General features: G+C 61.5%; 12 protein-coding genes. 5 read left to right on the top strand and 7 right to left on the bottom strand.

Annotated elements, in window-relative coordinates:
• The first annotated feature begins 10 nt into the window (after positions 1-10).
• From LHFGNBLO_RS31900 to LHFGNBLO_RS31885, 4 genes are all read left to right on the top strand, one after another.
• A complete protein-coding gene (locus tag LHFGNBLO_RS31900) occupies positions 11-664 on the top strand; it encodes a ThuA domain-containing protein (protein ID WP_258603984.1) in 654 nt (217 codons plus the stop codon).
• Positions 665-677: 13 nt separating this feature from the next.
• Positions 678-1,514 carry an amidohydrolase family protein gene (locus LHFGNBLO_RS31895; protein WP_258603982.1) on the top strand — a complete coding sequence of 279 codons (837 nt, stop codon included), beginning with the start codon at positions 678-680 and terminating at the stop codon, positions 1,512-1,514.
• 146 nt (positions 1,515-1,660) lie between these two features.
• Positions 1,661-2,782, top strand: coding sequence for an OmpA family protein (locus LHFGNBLO_RS31890; RefSeq protein ID WP_258603981.1), 1,122 nt, complete (start codon positions 1,661-1,663; stop codon positions 2,780-2,782).
• A gap of 48 nt (positions 2,783-2,830) precedes the next feature.
• Entirely contained in the window at positions 2,831-4,048 is a 1,218-nt protein-coding gene (locus LHFGNBLO_RS31885; RefSeq protein ID WP_258603979.1) for a caspase family protein, read from the top strand.
• Positions 4,049-4,075: 27 nt separating this feature from the next.
• Here the strand turns inward: LHFGNBLO_RS31885 and LHFGNBLO_RS31880 are convergent, their stop codons facing one another.
• Positions 4,076-4,642, bottom strand: a complete 567-nt coding sequence (locus LHFGNBLO_RS31880) for a DUF6931 family protein (RefSeq protein ID WP_258603978.1) — start codon at positions 4,640-4,642, stop codon at positions 4,076-4,078.
• 306 nt (positions 4,643-4,948) lie between these two features.
• Here LHFGNBLO_RS31880 and LHFGNBLO_RS31875 point away from each other — a divergent pair, with 306 nt between their 5' ends.
• Positions 4,949-5,479 (top strand): OmpA family protein, encoded by a 531-nt coding sequence (locus LHFGNBLO_RS31875; RefSeq protein WP_258603976.1) that lies wholly within the window; start codon positions 4,949-4,951, stop codon positions 5,477-5,479.
• Positions 5,480-5,601: 122 nt separating this feature from the next.
• On the opposite strand, the gene LHFGNBLO_RS31870 is transcribed toward LHFGNBLO_RS31875, so the two are convergent.
• The 6 genes from LHFGNBLO_RS31870 to tssM all read right to left on the bottom strand — a co-directional run bounded on the left by LHFGNBLO_RS31870 (position 5,602) and on the right by tssM (position 17,307).
• Positions 5,602-7,230: a caspase family protein gene (locus LHFGNBLO_RS31870; protein ID WP_258603975.1), complete on the bottom strand. Its 1,629-nt coding sequence runs from the start codon at positions 7,228-7,230 to the stop codon at positions 5,602-5,604.
• A gap of 225 nt (positions 7,231-7,455) precedes the next feature.
• Positions 7,456-9,804 (bottom strand): M23 family metallopeptidase, encoded by a 2,349-nt coding sequence (locus LHFGNBLO_RS31865; protein WP_258603974.1) that lies wholly within the window; start codon positions 9,802-9,804, stop codon positions 7,456-7,458.
• Positions 9,801-10,211 (bottom strand): DUF1036 domain-containing protein, encoded by a 411-nt coding sequence (locus LHFGNBLO_RS31860; RefSeq protein WP_258603973.1) that lies wholly within the window; start codon positions 10,209-10,211, stop codon positions 9,801-9,803. Before LHFGNBLO_RS31860 ends, LHFGNBLO_RS31865 begins: the two co-directional genes overlap by 4 nt.
• Before the next feature lie 107 nt (positions 10,212-10,318).
• A complete protein-coding gene (locus LHFGNBLO_RS31855; RefSeq protein WP_258603972.1) occupies positions 10,319-12,844 on the bottom strand; it encodes a serine/threonine-protein kinase in 2,526 nt (841 codons plus the stop codon).
• Positions 12,841-13,629 (bottom strand): PP2C family protein-serine/threonine phosphatase, encoded by a 789-nt coding sequence (locus LHFGNBLO_RS31850; protein WP_413774660.1) that lies wholly within the window; start codon positions 13,627-13,629, stop codon positions 12,841-12,843. Before LHFGNBLO_RS31850 ends, LHFGNBLO_RS31855 begins: the two co-directional genes overlap by 4 nt.
• 144 nt (positions 13,630-13,773) lie before the next feature.
• Positions 13,774-17,307, bottom strand: a complete 3,534-nt coding sequence (gene tssM, locus LHFGNBLO_RS31845) for a type VI secretion system membrane subunit TssM (protein ID WP_258603970.1) — start codon at positions 17,305-17,307, stop codon at positions 13,774-13,776.
• Positions 17,308-17,320 lie beyond the last annotated feature (13 nt).

Raw genomic sequence — 17,320 nt, 5'->3', positions numbered from 1 at the left:
GAACGACATCATGGGCAAGACGGCACTGATTTTCTGGGGCGGTTGGGAAGGTCACACTCCAGCCCGCAGCGCCGGCATCGTCAAGGAGATCTTGACCGGCCACGGCTTCGACGTTCGCCTGGAGCAAGGGACCTCGGCACTTGCCGATCCGCAGCTATCGCAGCTCGATCTCATCATCCCCATAGTCACCATGTCGACGATCGAGAAGCCGGAGCTGGAAAACCTCACCAGTGCCGTCAGGGGCGGAACCGGCCTTGCCGGTTTTCACGGCTCGATGTGCGACAGCTTTCGCAACGAGACGGAATATCAGTTCATGACCGGTGGTCAGTGGGTCGCCCATCCCGGCAACATCATCGACTATCACGTCGACATCACCAGGCCAGACGATCCGATCATGCAGGGCGTCAATGGTTTCGCCTATCGTTCGGAGCAGTATTACATGCATGTCGACCCGACCAACGAGGTGCTGGCGACGACGACTTTTACCGGCGAGCATCTCGACTTCATCGATGGCGTTGTCATGCCTGTGGTCTGGAAACGCCGTTACGGCAAGGGCCGCGTTTTCTACAGCGCGCTCGGCCACACTGCCGATGAGTTCGCCGTGCCGCAGATGCGCACGATCTTCGAGCGCGGCGCGCTTTGGGCCAGCCGGATTGTTGTTTGAGGAAAGCGCCGTCATGATCGTCGACACCCATCTGCACCTGATCGATCTTGCGGCGCTGCGCTATCCCTGGCTCGCCGGCGTGCCAGTGCTCAACCGCGACTACTCCTACGACGAATATGCAATCCAGGCCCGCCGTGCCGGTATCGAGGCCGCCTTGCATATGGAAGTCGATGTCGATCCTGCCGACATCGAGGCTGAAACCAGCCATGTGAAGACGCAGTCGCAACAGAAGGGCAGCTTGCTGCGCGGCGCCATCGCCTCCTGCCGTCCGGAGGAGCCGGGCTTTGCCGCCTATCTCGAACGCCAGCGGGCCGATCCCTTCGTCAAGGGGTTTCGCCGCGTGCTCCACGTCATGCCGGACGGCCTTTCGGAAGCCGCGCTGTTTCGCGAAAACATCAAGCGCCTTGCCGGCACCGGCCTGACCTTCGATCTCGTCGTTCTCCCGCATCAGATCCCCGCGGCGATCGCACTCGCGGATCTCGCACCGGACGTTCAGTTCGTGCTCGACCATTGCGGCGTGCCCGACATCAAGGGCAGCAATGAGCATCCGTGGCGCGAGCATATGGCCGAGATCGCACGGCGTCCCAATGTCATCGGCAAGATCTCCGGTGTCGTCGCCTATGCGGATACCGGATCCTGGACCGTCGAAACCTTGCGCCCCTATGTCGAACACGCCATCCGATGTTTCGGCTGGGACCGCGTGGTGTGGGGCAGCGACTGGCCGGTCTGCACGCTTGGCGGCGGACTTGCGACCTGGGTGGCGGCGACATATGCGCTGCTTGACGGTGCAAGTGCCGACGAACGCACGAAATTGCTCTCTGCCAACGCCAAGCGGATGTGGAGTTTGTAAAGAGATCGAACAGCGATCTCTATTGTCTTGCGCCAGGCATGGGCGCTACTCGCAAAGCAAAATCAGATGTTCTATGCTGACCAGCGACACTGCGTTCGACCGCCGTGATCGGAACTGAGGTCTGTTGTCACAAGACGGGGGCATCCATGTTCGGGTTCGTCGGATTCGTTCGGCAGGAAAGATCGATTTCAAAGAGCTGGCGCATAGCGGCCATCGGTCTGGTCGTCGCTGTGTTCGGGCTGTCGTTGCTCGGACCGGAGGCGGCGAATGCACAGCCGAACTGGACGCTCGACCCGGCAAACTCGACCCTCACCTACCAATCGGTGAAGAAGAACACCATCGTAGAGACCAACAAGATCAGGAACCTCTCCGGCACCCTCACATCAGACGGCGCCGCCAAGGTCAGCTTCGATCTCAACTCGGTCGACACCGGCATCGATCTTCGCAATGTCCGCATGCGTTTTCTCTTCTTCGAGACGTTCAAATACCCGACGGCGGAAGTGACCGCGAAGGTGGATCCTGCAGCTTTCGCCGATCTTGCAACCAAGCGCCGGATGACCGCGCATATTCCATTCCGACTCAGCCTGCATGGTGTCGACAAGGACCTTGAGGCCAACGTCGTCGTGACCATGATTACAGATAGCATGGTGTCGATCGCTTCGGACGCCCCGGTCGCGGTGCATGTCGAGGACTTTGGCCTGCTTCCCAACGTTGAGAAGCTTCAGCAAGCCGCCAATGTCAGCAGCATCGTGCCCACCGCGTCGGTCTCCTTCGACTTCGTCTTTAACGCTGACGGCGCAAAAGTCGCTCCGCCGCCAGCCGTTGCGGCAGCCACTGGCGCTGCAGCCGACGTCGGACCAGTCGCCACCGATGCCGCGAAAACGGCCTTCAGCGCGGATGAGTGCATGAACAGGTTTGCGGTGCTTTCCCGCACCGGAGCCATCTATTTCCGCCCGGCAAGCGCGCGGCTCGACGAAAAAAGCCGCCCGCTGTTGGCCGAGGTGGTCGACGTCGTCGGCAAATGCCCGAAACTGAAGGTCGAAGTGTCTGGCCATACCGATTCGGACGGCTCGCCGACGGCGAACAGAATTCTGTCTGAGCGGCGGGCTGAAGCAGTCGCCGAAGCGATCCTCGCTGCGGGAATTCCCTCGGCACAGATCACGGTTTCCGGCTACGGCGAAGACCGGCCGGTCGCTCCGAACGATACGGCAAAGGACAAGGCGCTGAACCGGCGCATTGAGTTTTCCGCCACGCCGCTCGTCAACTGAACAGGGGAGCCGGTGCGTTTCGATCCGATTGCGAGTTGCGGCGGCCTCATGCGGGGCCTCGGTCTGGCCGTGCTTGCGCTGGTTTTGACGGTGACCGTTGCCAATGCCGAACGCCGCATCGCCCTGGTGCTCGGCAATTCTCACTACCAGAACGCGCCGGTGCTGCCCAATCCAGTGAGCGACGCCCAGGCGATGTCCGATCGCCTGGAGAAGTTGAACTTTGAAGTCATCTCCGGTTTCGATCTCACCAAAGCGCAAACGCAGGAGAAAATCGGCCAATTTGCAAAACAGGTGCGCGGCGCCGATATCGCGCTTTTCTTCTATGCGGGCCACGGATTGCAGGTCTCTGGAAACAACTACCTGCTTCCCGTCGATGCGGCGCTGGAGGACGAAACCTCCCTCGACTTCGAAGCCGTGCAGGTGGATTTCATTTTGCGACAGATGTCGCGCGAAACCAGCATCCGGCTGGTGTTCCTTGACGCATGCCGTGACAATCCTCTCGCCGATGCGCTGGCCAAGGAGAGCGGCGGCATCAGCACGGCAAGCAGCGGCCTGGCCGAAATCCAGATAGAAAACGGCGGCGCCGGCACGCTCGTCGCCTTCGCCGCCGGCCCCAATCAGGTGGCCTATGACGGATCAGGCGAGCATTCGCCCTTCACGACAGCCCTGCTTGCGCATATCGGCCAGGCCAACGTTTCGATCACCGAAGCGATGAACCGGGTCACATCAGATGTGTTCAAGGCGACCGCCGGCCGTCAGAGGCCGTGGGCCAATGTGTCCCTGACAACCGATGTCGTCCTTCACAAGGTCAATCTCAATGCGCCGCTGATCGTCGGCGACTCCGACGCCGCATCGATCGAAGGCAATTCGCAAGCGCGCAGCAATGCAGCCGGCGCGGCTACCCCACCTGGCTCCGATGCCGGTGCGCAGGCAGCGCTCGACCAGCTGCGCCAGAAAATTCCGAAGCTGGAATCGGACGCTCCTGTCCTTTTCGATATTCCAATCGACTTCGGCGATCCTGCGATCGACGGCAAGAGCATCGCCCAGCTCATCCAGGGAAAGCCGCGCTTCAGTCCGGTCGAAGGCCTAGACAAGTCGGTCTGGGACAACCACTGCAGCGGCTGCCATCAATGGACCGAGGAGCGGCTGTGCGATCAGGCGCAGAACTATGTCACCAGTGATATTTCCGTGTTGCGCCTGGAGCATCCGTTGGGCACGCGGTTCAAGGTGGCGTTGGGCAAATGGGCCAAGAACGGCTGCAAGTGACGCAAGATTTTCCGCATTTGGGATGGATCATGCTCTGCGCAGCGCTTCGATCTCGGCCAGCTGGATGCCCATTTCAACAAAAGCAGTGAGCACGGAGAAACGGTCCGCAAGAGCCACCCGCGCCAATCCGGCCAAAATCCCGGCGTTGACGGCATGGGCGGCGGACAGCGGCCGCGGGATTGACCCGTTTGCCCGGTCCCCAGCCGAACCATTGACATGCCAGCTTACAGCCAAAGCAATCCAGCCGGCCGGGGTCCTCTGTTGCGGCGTCGCTGCCTCGTCCACTGCTGCGTGGCGGCCTGGATTATGCGGTTCGCTGACCCAGTCCTGAACAAGCGCCAGAAGCGCGAGATCCTTCTCTTCGAGCAGTTCGGTCAGGTGGCCCAGGCATTCGTGGCCCCACCAGATCGCAGCGCGGTCAGGCAAAAGGTAGGCGCAGAAGGTAATCGCTTCCTCAGGTGTCCGTCCCGCCAGGAGCAGACGGCAAAACTCAAGCGAAGGCTGGTCAGTGGGAATGGCCGTCATGTCCCCCGCGGCGGAGGAGTTCGCAGCGAAGAGATCGCGTGCGGTTGTGAATCGGAGCCCATTGGCCATGGCTGATATTTTTCCTCCCTGGAGCACTCAAGCCTCCGGCGAGGCGCTGGTCAAGTCTCTGTTCATGGCAAGGGTGCAACTGCCGACCCCCGCCATATGCCGTGACGTTGTTCACAGACAATTGCTTCGGAATTTGGTATGATCCACGGCTGGACCATGATCCCGGAACCGAAGGGCAGCGGGCTTTTGCTTCGCTGACCGTTGGTTCGGAAAAGGTCATGGTCAAACACTGAGATAGAGATCCATCTCGATCTGGGGGATGGATCAAGCTCTTGCGAAACCGATGCTCAAACGGGAGTTGCCGTTATGCAGTGGGACAGTTCAGTCTTTGTGGTGGCGGCCGTGCTTTTGTCGACCCACGCTTCCGCCGATCCTCTTCAGAAATCAGAAGACATCGTGAAGTTTTTTGCCGGCGAGACCGATCATGGCCCGCCGCGCGGAATCTGCGTCGGCACCGAAGACGAGTGCAAGAGCAAGGCAGACTCCGCGCCACCCGAAAAATCGGGCCTCGACATGCTGATCAATTTCGGGCTGGATTCGGCCGAACTCGACACGACTGCGCGCGCCGAACTCGGCGAGTTCGCCAAAGCGCTGAAGGACGACCGGCTGAGCACGCTCGAATTCGTCGTCGAAGGTTACACCGACGCTTCCGGCTCGGCGAATTACAATGCGGGACTGTCGGAACGAAGAGCGCAATCGGTGACAGCCTTCCTGACTTCCAACGGCGTCGAGCCTGCCCGCATCAAGGCGATCGGCATGGGCGAAACCCATCCGCGCAACCCTGACCCGTACGATCCAACCAACCGCCGGGTGGAAATGCGGGTAAGGGCGCAATAGAGCCTGACCCATCCCGATGGAATCGGGATGGGGTCCATCTTCATCTTCTTATTTTCGAAATCGGTTCCCGATTTTCGCTCGCGGCGGACTTTCAGTTCGGGTCATGCGATCGGAAAGGTGTGTCAGTTCTTGAGCACGCCGCCCACCGCCACACCGGTCCCGAAGATCAGCGCCTTGGTCAGGAAGTCGTTGTTGTTGTTCTCAGGCGGCGGTGAGTCTTCCCGCCCGACCAAGGTATCGCGGTTGGTGCGCTTCTTCTGAACGACCTGCTGTTGTTTCTTGCGCGGCTTCTGCGCCACCGGTTTTTGTGTGCGGGCCTTCTGCACAACCGGCTTTTTCGGCTGCGCCGCACGGACCTGATCGGCGGCGTGTTTGGCGCGCACGTTTTCCATCATCGGATCTGTCTGGATCACAAGGAACGCCAGTTGCTCGCGCGTCAGATAGGTGGTCTGCGGCAGACCGTTCTTCTCTTGCCAGATGCCGATCGCCTGGCGGGTCTTCGGACCTATGTTTCCGTCAATGCGACCAAGTTCGTTGCCCAACGCTTCGACGCGCAACTGCAGATCGATGCGGCCCTCGCGATCGAGACCGATCGCACTTTCCGTCAACTCGGTGCCGGGCGTTTGCTTAACCTCGTCCGAAACGCCGACCGAAGTGCGCACGGCAGAGCCGGAATTGGCGTTCGCTTCATCCTCATCGAGTGCTGCGACCTGCCGGTTTTCGGCTTTCGGATCCTTTAACTGGTCGATGTTCAGCCGCGCCACCGTGGCGAAGCGGCCGCTCGGGAACTGCTCGAGATAGGCTTCGTAGAACGGAACGGAATTGCGCTTCGAAGCTTCGTCCCAAAGGCGCTGTTCGACTTCCCAGGAAGGCGCTTCACCAACCACCAGGGCGGGAGCGGTATCTTTCGAAGCGTCGGCGACAGGCTTTTCCGCAGGCGCCGGTTTGGCGGCGGGTTCTCCGAGGAAGACCTCGCGCCCCAGCGAGGCGTTGTGCCAAGGCCTCTGGCGGCCTTGCGTGGTTTCGGTCACTTCGCCGCGCACACGCGTCAGCGCGCTCTGGATTTCAACACCGGGTTCAGTCAGGTGCCTGGCCAGCGCCGTGGAGTAGGGACTGTTGACACCATTGCCGTCGAAAGCGATGGCGCCAGGATCCGTCGCATAGGCAATGAGGATGCCGCCGGTTCCAACGCCGTCCGATTTTGCCTCGACTGGCGCCAGGCCGGAGCCCAACGAGGTCGAGCGGCTCTTCGGCATCGCAGCGGCCAGCGTCCTTGCCAGCGGATTGTCGCGGCAGGCATCGAGGATGATCACGCCAACCGCAGGGTCGGGCGGCAACGCAGCCATGAAGTCGTCGATCTGAATGGTGCGGGTCTTGAGATAGGCGGGCGATGTCAACTCGGCATCGACCGGGATCAGGAAATTCTTGCCATCGACCTGCATGCCGTGGCCGGCATAGTAGATGACGGCGAGGTCGGCGTCGTAGGATTGCTCGGTAAACCGGCTGATGAGACTATGCATGCCTGCATTGTCTTGATCCACGCCCTCGATCACCTCGAAGCCGGCATTGCGCAGCGTGGATGCGAGGAGATGCGCATCGTTGGCGGGATTGGGCAAGGCAACGGCATGGACGTATTTGCTGTTGCCAATGACCAGCGCGACGCGTTTGGCGTCGGTCGTGGCAGCCTGGGCGCCAAGCGCGGCCAGGACGAACAGGATAAATCCGCTCACAAGGACGACGAACGCTTTCATGGACCGGCCCTCCGCCCCAGCGGGGCGCGCTATTGATGTCTGCGCATGCCAACTTTCACCAGCGACATAGTCGCTTCTGCCAAAATGGCTCTTGGGCGTATGTGATCTCGACCACAGTTTTGGTTCACAAAGGGCCCGAAAAAAGTTTGCCATAATAACACTTGCCGACCGGAAAACCAATTGGCCTGTCGGGAGAGCGGGTGGCGCGTCCGCAAGCAACCATGCTCAAATCGCGTTCTGCACCGAACTTACGATCGCTGTAATCGCCTGCTTGTATTTCTCAAACTCAGGCGATGTCTGGCGGACTTCCATCGTGGTCGATACCGGCTGGCCTGCGCCAGTCGCCGGCGGGCTCAGCTTTCGGCCCATTTTCCTTTCGGCCCAGTCCACGACATAGCTGGCGGTCTTGCCGGTGAGGAACGGGTTGGCTTGAATGACGGCCGACCCGAGCACGGCGCTCAATTGCGCCGAGCCCGGCGCCGACAACACCTGATGGGCGCCCTCCATTCCCAGGAAATGACAGAGATAGAGCCGGCCAGCTGTGATCTGGTGGCCGCGCGCCCGAAGATAGGCTTCACCCTCGCGTGCCAGATTGCGCACCATCTCGCGCGAGATCGTGTAGTCGTAGCGCAGAGCAAGCAGATCGGCGTTTGAAAGTGTCCGCGCCAGTTCGGGGCGGTAGGTGTTCATCATCCTGATCCAGGTCTTCGATATGAATTGGCCGGCGCCAGTTGCCGAAGAAAGCGGGTTCTTGGCACGCGCGCTGCCGCCACTTTCGACGTGAACGATACGATCGGTCAGCGTTTCGACGGCGGGATCGTTCGTTGCGACTGCGGTGGTGACCGTGCCCAGGGGATCGATCGCCGCGCCATTCTGATAGAGTTCGAAATGCAAATGCGGCCCCGTCGAAAGGCCGGTGGTGCCGATGTATCCAATGATGTCACCGGCCTTCACCTTGGTGCCGACACCGTCCTTGATCGCGAATTTCTGCATATGCGCATAGCGCGTCTCGCGACCGTCTCCGTGCGAAATCTTCACCAGATTGCCGTAGCCCCCACCGTCGCCCTGAAAGGTGATTTCGCCATCGAAGGCCGCTGTGATCGGCGTGCCAGCGGGTGCCGCCCAGTCCACGCCCTTGTGGATGCGAACGATCCCGAGAATGGGATGCTTGCGTGGGCCGAAAGTGGAGGTCATGACGCCGTTGACCGGCGTGACCATGCCGTTGGTGACCGTCAGCGAGCGAACCTGATCATCGCCGCCAACGCAGGCAAATTGGCCGTCGCTCTGCTGGAAGACGAAACAGTCGAGGCTTTTTTCGGTGCCCTGGACGCCCACATACAAGACCCGTCCCGCAGTCTCGTCCTTGCCGCGCGGCGTTTGCGAATAGATCAGCACGAGCCGCTGGTCCTCGCTGGCAAAGGCATCCAGATCCTGTCCTCTCGAAAGGTACATGATCGCTTCGCCGATCACGCCGGTGGGGACATTGTTGCGTGCAGCCGTCGAGTAGATTGCATCGAGCAGGCGGTACTGCCTTTTGTGCGTGCCTTCCTCCTGCGCGCCCGAATAGTTGAACAGATCTTCACGGACCCACGGGTCGACCCCGGATACGAACGCGCCGGCGGCGTTGCGCGTCAGCGTGCCGACAAACACGTTCTTGGCGTAGATCGAGACCTGCATGAGGGACATCGTTGTCGTTTCGCGCGTCGGCCTGAAACCGCGCATGGCGACGACATAACCCGGTGCCAGACTGTCCCGGTTGAAAAGCGCCTTCAGGGCTTCGCCTGCCAGCTTGGCATCCCCGTCGGAGAAATGCGCATCAAGGGCGACGCTGTCCAGACTGCGGTCGTTGAGGATCTTGACGAACGTGTCTTCGGTCGCCTCGAACCGCTGATATTCATTGGTGACGGTTGCGACGCTGGTGTTGTTTTCGATCTGGGTCTTCTGGAACGCAGGCAGGGCCGCCTCGCCGGCATCGATAGTTTCACCCCAGCCGGCTTCGGGATCGTCGGCTTCCACCTGCGCGTCCGGAGCCGCCGGCGCCTCGTCCGCAGTGGGCGATGGCTGAAGCTCGTTTTGCAGATCGCCGGACGGCGGTTCAGGCGGCGCAGCGGCGGTCTTTCGCTGCGCCTGGAAGAAGGCGAAATCTTCCTGCGTCGACGGGATCGTGGTCATGAATTTTTCGCTGGCGCTCAGCATCACGTCGGACAGGATTTCGATCTCGGGGGAAACGCCGGCCTGATCGAGCTCTGCCGGGCGCGGGATCGAGCGGCCCTTGGTGGCGGCGCCGGCGTTGGGTGCAAGGGTGATCCACATCGGGTCTCCTGCAAGATCGATAATGGCGGGCACATAGACCGATGCGTCGGCCGGAACATCGTCCGATCCTTCGACCGCGTGCAGATCCTCGTCTTCATCACCGAACGACCAGTAGTCGGCGGTGAGGTAGAAGCCGGCGGCGATCGAAAACAGCACAACCACGGCCAGACCGACAACCAGCCCACGCCAAAGATTGCGCCGGCGAAGGGCGGCGCGCGCCTGCTTTTTGGCCTTGAAGCTGGTGTCGATACTGTGCGTCACGGATTGCTTCCGGTCAGGAAAAAGGTCCACCGCACCTGTTCGAGCGTATCGACTTCGAGAAATCGTGCGGCGATATGGCCGCGCTGCCAGCATTCATCGATGCCGCGTATCGAAAAACGCCGCCGCTCGATGCACATGTCGGTCGACCCGGTCAGGATCGCGTGACCAAAAACGTCCGTCGCATAGATGTAGATGTAGCGGTTCGTCAGTTCCTCGCGGATGACGTTGACGCATTGATTGGCGCCGATGGTCCACCAGCCGTCGGTCTGGTCCGCATCGTCGATCTTCTGGCCGACGGCGAGATTGACGACGTCGAGCGTCTGATTGCAGACGGTGAATTCGGCGCGCGCTTCGCGCGATGACAGCAGCGCCAGCAGTGCCGCGCCTGCGATCACGACAAGCTTCATGCGAGCCACCAGGGCAAACAGGGCGTGAACCAGATCACGCTGCTTTTTGGGCGGGACTGCGGACGGGCAGGACGAGCGCGGGCGGCGGAGTTCCATCGGCGTCCATGCTATCCGCCGAGACGGAAATACTTGGCGGTCGCGGAGAAGCCGGATCCCTCCGCTCCGATCTCATCGAGGATTCTGGGCAGCAGCGCCGAGGCCCGCACAGGCGTGGAAAACGCCGCTGCCTGAACATCCCGAGGGCCGGTGATCACCAGTATGATCTGCGGTACGGCCTTGCCCGCTGCCCTGTCGGCGGCGCCGAGACCAATCGGGATGCTGAAGGTAGCCTTGTCCGCTTGTGCGACGACACGGTCATCGAGGTTGAATGCCATACCCTTGTGATCGATCAGGAGCACACTGGAAATGAGCCCGCCACGCGTCACCAGCGTGCCACCGATCGGCGAACCGTTTGGCACCGATGTTCGGTCGAGCTCAAGCTGCGGCCTGTCGGCCGCGCTCGTGCTCATGAAACGCAGAAAGTTGGTGACTTCGCATTGGGTTGGCTCGATGAGCCGGACACTGATGTCTGGCTCGACATGGAATCTTGCCTGGAAATCGCCCAGCAATTGCTGGAAAGGCTGGACTGCCGTTGCAAATCCTTCGATCGCAGCAGCCTTGTCGGTGGCCGACGTCACGGCTGCATAGAAACAGTCGCCGCCGCTGAAGTCGCGAACCCAGGCAACCCGTTGCGCGATATCGTCGACCGGACCTGCCGGCGGAGTTTCCGGCTTCGGCACATTCAAGGTGATGACGGTGTCGGCCGGTTTGCTCGCCGGCAGGTCTGTCTGCTGGCCCTGTCCGTTCTCGACATTGGGCTGGCTTGCCTGGGGGGCGGGCACCTGCGCGGTGGGTTCGGGCGTAGTCGCCTTGGCCTCTGGCGGCGGGATCGCCGGCTCCGGCTGCTTAGGCGGTTGGCTCTCGACGACGTCCGGTTGCGCCGCAGGCTGCGCTGGAGCTTTCTCGGCCGGCGCCTCGACGGCCTTCTCGACCGGCGGGGCAGGCTTTTGGTTGTCGCTGGTCGCCCTATCCGGCTGAATTGCCCGCGGAGCTTCCTCGGCTGGCGGCTGCGCCTCGACGGCCGACGGCTCAGGGGCTTTCTCAGGTGGCGGCGGGGCTTCGATGGGCTGGGTCGGCTCCGGCTTTTGATCGGCCGTGGCATTGGCCTGATTTTCAGCCGGTGGCTCAGTTGGCGGCTGCGCGGGGGGGGCCACCTTTGCCGGCGGGTTGTCCGGGGCATTGGCCTGATTTTCGGCCGCTGGCTCTGTTTGCGGCTGTGCGGGTGGGACAACCTTTGCCGGCGGATTGTCCGGGGCAACCTTATCCACGGCGGTCGGCTTTGACAGGTCGGGTTGCAGCGGCGGCGTCGTGCCAGAATCGGTGGCTGGAGGCGGACTTCCGAAATCCAGGAAACCAGCCGCATAGAGACCCGCACCGGATGCAACGACAACCGCTGTCAGCGCTGCAATCGTCAGGTTCCGGGTTGTTGCCGGAGGCTTCTTTGGCGGGGCCGCCCGAGTCGGGGCAACTGGCGGCGCTTTCGGCTGCGACAGGAGCGCCGGCCGGATGTGCGGGACGAAGCGCTGCTGACCCGGGTCCGTCACAGGTGGCACGCCGTGTCCCTGGACATTCGAAGGTTGGACCTTGGAACCGGGTGCTGCGGTTCCCCCCGTTCGCGGCAAGCCCTGCCGGTCGCGAGGTGCTAGGGATGCCGGGGCCAACGTCCCTTCCATGTCCGAGTCGTCGCGTGTCATCCTGGCGATGTCCGCCATGCTGATCGGCCGGTCCCGCGGATCCGGTTGCAGCATCGCTTCGACAATGTCCCTGAAATCGGCATCGATGTCGGACAGATCCGGTACCGTCCGGCGCTTTTCCACGATCTCGAATTGGGAGCCGCCCATATCGATGGGTTTCCCGCGCAGAGCCGCGGCCAGCACCAATCCCAGGCTGTAGATGTCGGACTGCTCGCTGACATCGCCGCCGTACAGCCCGAGTTGCTCGGGAGAAACGTAGTTGTATTTTCCCGCGAACTTTCCACCGATCAGGGTTTCCCCGCCCACGGTCGCCGATCGCGCGATACCGAAATCGATGATCTTTGCGCGCTCTACCTTGCCCCCTGGCAGGATGATGTTATCCGGGGAGAGGTCGCGATGTATTGCTCCCGCCTGGTGGACGGCGCTCAGGCCGGACGCGAGGCGGTGGCAAAGCTTGCGCACATCTTGCGTCGCCATCGCGCCGCGACGCATGACATCGTACAGGGACTCGCCATCCACGAATTCCATGGCGAGATAGGGTCGCCCAATCCCGGTATCGATGGTGAAGACGTGATACCGCACAACCGCGTCATGCGACAAATGGTTGAGGATCGACGCTTCCTTGCGGAACAGGGACAGAATTGTCTGATCGCGGGCGAATTCCGGCAGGACGATCTTGATCGCGACGTGATCGCCGGTCTGGATGTTGTGACCGCGATAAACCTCGCCCATTCCACCGGACGCGATACGTTCGTCGAGTTCGTAGATACCGCTGAGCTGGGTGCCGACGGTGGTGTCTGCCAGGTTGGGCAATATTCGTGTCTTGTCGTCAGCACTCATTGGCCCCGGCTTTCCGCTCTAGACAGGTCCAAACCACCATTCCCTCTGTCTCTGATCTTGACCAGCACGATGGTGACGTTGTCGGTTCCGCCACGCGCGAGAACCGTTGCCAAAAGGTTCTCGCATGCCGCCTGGGGTGCTGCCGAGACCACGGCTGCCGCGATCTCCGCATCGCTGACATGTGCTGTCAGACCGTCTGTGCTCAGGACAAAGATGTCTCCCGCCAGGATTTCCCCTTGTTGGAAATCTATGTCGATTTCGTCGCTGACGCCGATCGCACGCGTAATGACGTTGCGGCGCGGCCATGTTTGCGCTTCGGCCTCGCTGATCATGCCGCTGTCGAGAAGTTCCTGAACTTCGGTGTGGTCGCGCGAAATCTGCGAGATCACGGATTTGCGGACCAGATAGACGCGGCTGTCACCCGACCACAGGCAGGCAAACCTGCCGTCCATGGCCAGCAAAGCAGCAACGGTGGAGCCTATGGTCGCGCCGCGCGATTTGGAAATCCTGCGGATTTCGGCATGAGCCCGGCTTAGCCGATCTTCAAAGCGCGCACGAAGATCCGGTGCCGAACTGGCGATGCCGACCGTTGCCAGGTGCTCGACGATGCTTGCCGAAGCCACTTCTCCGGCCTCATGTCCGCCCATGCCGTCCGCGACGACCCAGAGACCGATTTGCGGCTCAAGCAAGTAATTGTCTTCATTGTGATCGCGCACGCAGCCCTTGTGGCTCACGCCGTAGCTTTCAAAGGCGGCATCGTTCACTTGCCTACTAGCGCTTTCCAAGCGCTCCTCCGCAACGCGTTGTTGAGCGTGCATGGGCAGTCTGCCACACGCTCACCCATTAGAATATCGAAATCTAAGCCGGCTGCGGCAGCAGGCGGGATGGTGCTGCTCGAGGCAGATCGGCTTATTTCCATGTGATCTCCACTAGAACGCCTTCGGGCAGCTGAACCCGGAGAGCGCCGGCAGCGTGAATGGATTGCTGTCTGCGTTGCTCTGGATTGTGTAGGCCACATCGCGTCCGCCGATGACGAAACGCACCTGGAGATTGGCGCCGTCGCCGGTAGTCGACCCCTTGTCCAGCAATCGTTTCAACGCCCAGGGGCCGTCGAATTTGAGTGCTGACTCGCGGCCGGGAAGTTCGGGCGTCAAGCTCAGACCGGCCGATCCCAAAGACGCTTGGCCCGGCCAGGTCACCATGCCCGGTGTGTTGCCGGCCTGGGTGGCCTGCAGAACCTGACCATCGATATCGAGCAGCGCCATGTCGGCGTCACCGTGCAGAGAAAGCGGCGTGAAGGTGATGTTCAGTGACGGAACCGGGCCGCCCAGCGGAAAGAAGGCGCCGCGAATTTGCGCCGCAAGCTGGAAGTTCTTCAATGTCGATTTCGAGAGGTTGCGGCCGAACCGGGTGTCCTGTTTCCAATCCCAATCCTGAGTGCTCATGTCGACCAGGGATGCGAGGTTTTGCGCAAAAAACCTGTCCAGCACTCCGCCCGGGGCGAACAGTCTGGCAAAGTCCGCGATCGGGACGTCATCGGTCGCGCCAGCGGCAAACGGAAAGCGGCCAGCAATGATCTCCTCACAGGGCAGGGTAACCGTCTTGTCGAGCGTTTCATTCAGATTTGCGATCGATGTTTCGGCGACATTGCCCTCAAAATCGTTCGCCGCGGCACTGACCATTCTGGCGAGCGCCTTCGGCAGGCGAGAGGCATTGGCGCGAAGGGTCGATATCTGCAGCTGCAGATTGGCGTTGACCTGTTCGGTCTGGGACGGAACATCGGCCGCCAGACGCACGCTTTGGTAGATTTCCCGGAAATTCTGGGTCAAGGCGTCAATCGGGCGTTGACCAGGGGGACCGGCCACCAAAGCCTGGAATGACCTGAATTGCGCTTCGATGCTCGCTCCCGGATCCTGGCCCGGAGCATTGACGAATGCCGCACCGGCTCGAGCCTGTGATTTGCGCCCTGCAAGCTCGATGCCGATGCGTGCGAGGCCCTTGGCGCGATCCGCCGCATCCTGCGCTCCACCAGCCCCAGGATTCTCGGAGTCCGGGTCACGCGTCAAAGCTGTTTCGCGGGCGATTGCCTCAAACAGCTGCATCATCGGCGAGGTTGGCGACCCGACCGCGGAAAGCGCGAGATATTGTGGCTTGTCTGCCGCCATCGCCTTGAACCTCAACTTGTCCAGAACCTCGTTCCACGCAGATGCAAAGCCCTTGCCGTAGCGATCGAGAAGCTCGGGACCGAGCTTGAGCAACTCCTGGTCGAAGCCGCCTTGCTCGCCACCACCCCCGACCACCCATTGGTCGTCGACAAGTGCCTGCGCAATCTTGGCGAGCTGCGCGAGATAGAAGTTGAAGCCGGCATATGTGTAAAAACCGGGGACGCGAAGGCTCGATAGATCGCTCCCATCGTTGGGCTCGAAGAGTAGCGATGCTTCCAGGCCTGCTCGCGCAGACACCGAAAAATCGCCAAGCTCCGCGGCATAGGTAGCTGACTTGATAAGCGCGGTTGCGCGATCGGCAAGCGTCATGCGTCCGAGCGAGCGCTGAGCGGATTCGACCAGCGTCCGGTTCAGCTCGAAAAGCGGATCATACGCGTCGTCGAGTGCGAGCATGGCGCGCAGGTGCTTCTCGAGTTCGGCACGCCCGTCGCGGTTGTGCGCCCCCGGATAGCGGTTTTGCTCCCAGTCCCGCTTCATCCAGGTGACGACCAGTTCGTCGTCCACCTTTGGTGCCTTGCCGCCAAGCATGAGGTAGATCTTCAACGGCTCGTAGAGCGCCATCGGATCAGCCATCTTGGCCTCGATTGTCCGTTCGAGCTGCAGCAGCAGACGCGAGCGGAACATGCGCTCCAGTGCCTGCCGGTATGCGGTCTCGGACGCTGAGAGTATCCTTTCCCGCTGACTGAGACCGAACGTAGCCTGGGCTGGCGTCGGTTGGTCCTTGGTTTCATAGCCTGCCGGCAAACCACGCAGCGCATCCAGCGCGCCAATGACGGTTTCGAGATCGACGTCGGACACCGTCGTGCTTTTGAGCAGCGGGGCGGCTGTCTCGCGGTACTGGCTGACGGCCTGGCTGGTCGAAGCGATCAAGGATCGGTTGGTTGCGAAGCTTAAACCCAAAGCGCCAAGTCCGGCAGCCGCGATTGCCGCGATCATCGCCAGACCGCTGTAGCGGGCGATCGCGGCCCGCCCATCGGCCGCCCTGTCGTACGAGACCCATCCGGACTCGGCGAAAATGACGCGGCTCAGCAGATCATGCAGAAAGAAGCTCTTGCCGGTGCCGGAAAGATGCGCGTGGGCGCTGCTGCCGAAACTGCGGCCGATGCTGCCCAGCAGCTGGTCGATCGGCGTGCCCTCCTGGGTGCCGGACGAAAAGTACAGGCCGCGCAGGTTCGCATTCATCTGTTTGCGGGTCGGCTCGAAGACGCTGTTGAGGAAATGAACAATTCGCCCCTTCAGCGCGCCCAACTGTGCCGCAAAGCCAAAGATGGCAATGCGCGCGACCGGATCGGCCTCCTCCTGGAGGCGGTCCGTCATCTCCGCGGTCAGGCGTTTTATCAGCGCATCGAATTCGGCTGGAGCCGCGCCGACCATGTTCAAGCCGCGATCCGCAGTCTGGAACGTCGCACCCCATACCTTGCGTCGGCGTGCCTCATCGAAACTGCCGAAATACTCCATGAAACCGGAGACCAGATCGGCCTTGGTGAAAAGCACATAAACGGGGAACTGGATCTTCAAGACGGCGTGGATTTCCTGCAGACGGCTGCGGATTTCGATGACATGGGCATCAGGCTCCTGGCCGGCGTGAGCCATCAGATCGGCAAGGCTGATAGCCAGGATAACGCCGTTTATCGGCTGCCTCGCTCGATGTTTCTTGAGCAGCGACAGAAATGCGAGCCAGCTCTTCTGATTTGTCTGCGCACTGGAATCCTGCGTCGTGTAGCGCCCGGCCGTATCGATCAGCACGGCTTCGTCGGTGAACCACCAGTCGCAATTGCGTGTACCGCCCACGCCTGCGACCGGCTGCGCCTGGCTCGATCCGGCCAGCGGAAACTTCAGGCCGGAATTGACCAGCGCCGTGGTTTTGCCGGCGCCCGGCGGGCCTATGACGATGTACCAGGGGATTTCATAGAGGAAGTTGCGCTTGCCGCTCGACCGCCTGAGTGTCGCGATAGCCTCGTTCATGCCGGCCGCGAGCACGTTTGCATCGCTGTCGTTTTCACCCGCACTCGCTATGGCGGCTTCCAGCGCCTTCTGCGCCTTGCGTCTTTGCCAGAACCGGACCCCATACCAGACCACTGCTATTGCCACGACGATACCGATGATCACTGCCCGCAGCCAGACCGGTTCCAGCGGTCGGGCATCGGCAAAGCGGATCAAAGGGCCCGCGAACCAGACCGCAGCGGCAAAGCCGGCCAGTGCGAGCGTGCTGAAGATCCGCAAAAGCCAGATCGTCATGGGCGCTTCCAGC

This window comes from Mesorhizobium sp. AR10 (assembly GCF_024746795.1).
In the GTDB taxonomy this organism is placed as follows: Bacteria; Pseudomonadota; Alphaproteobacteria; order Rhizobiales; family Rhizobiaceae; genus Mesorhizobium.
The sequence above is the reverse complement of the archived record's forward strand: the minus strand, read 5'-3'. Positions and strand labels throughout refer to the sequence as shown.

Coding starts and splice junctions, on each gene's coding strand:
- LHFGNBLO_RS31900 (WP_258603984.1), top strand. CDS start 11: ATGGGCAAGACGGCACTGATTTTCTGGGGCGGTTGGGAAGGTCACACT.
- LHFGNBLO_RS31895 (WP_258603982.1), top strand. CDS start 678: ATGATCGTCGACACCCATCTGCACCTGATCGATCTTGCGGCGCTGCGC.
- LHFGNBLO_RS31890 (WP_258603981.1), top strand. CDS start 1,661: ATGTTCGGGTTCGTCGGATTCGTTCGGCAGGAAAGATCGATTTCAAAG.
- LHFGNBLO_RS31885 (WP_258603979.1), top strand. CDS start 2,831: ATGCGGGGCCTCGGTCTGGCCGTGCTTGCGCTGGTTTTGACGGTGACC.
- LHFGNBLO_RS31880 (WP_258603978.1), bottom strand. CDS start 4,642: ATGGCCAATGGGCTCCGATTCACAACCGCACGCGATCTCTTCGCTGCG.
- LHFGNBLO_RS31875 (WP_258603976.1), top strand. CDS start 4,949: ATGCAGTGGGACAGTTCAGTCTTTGTGGTGGCGGCCGTGCTTTTGTCG.
- LHFGNBLO_RS31870 (WP_258603975.1), bottom strand. CDS start 7,230: ATGAAAGCGTTCGTCGTCCTTGTGAGCGGATTTATCCTGTTCGTCCTG.
- LHFGNBLO_RS31860 (WP_258603973.1), bottom strand. CDS start 10,211: ATGAAGCTTGTCGTGATCGCAGGCGCGGCACTGCTGGCGCTGCTGTCA.
- LHFGNBLO_RS31855 (WP_258603972.1), bottom strand. CDS start 12,844: ATGAGTGCTGACGACAAGACACGAATATTGCCCAACCTGGCAGACACC.
- tssM (WP_258603970.1), bottom strand. CDS start 17,307: ATGACGATCTGGCTTTTGCGGATCTTCAGCACGCTCGCACTGGCCGGC.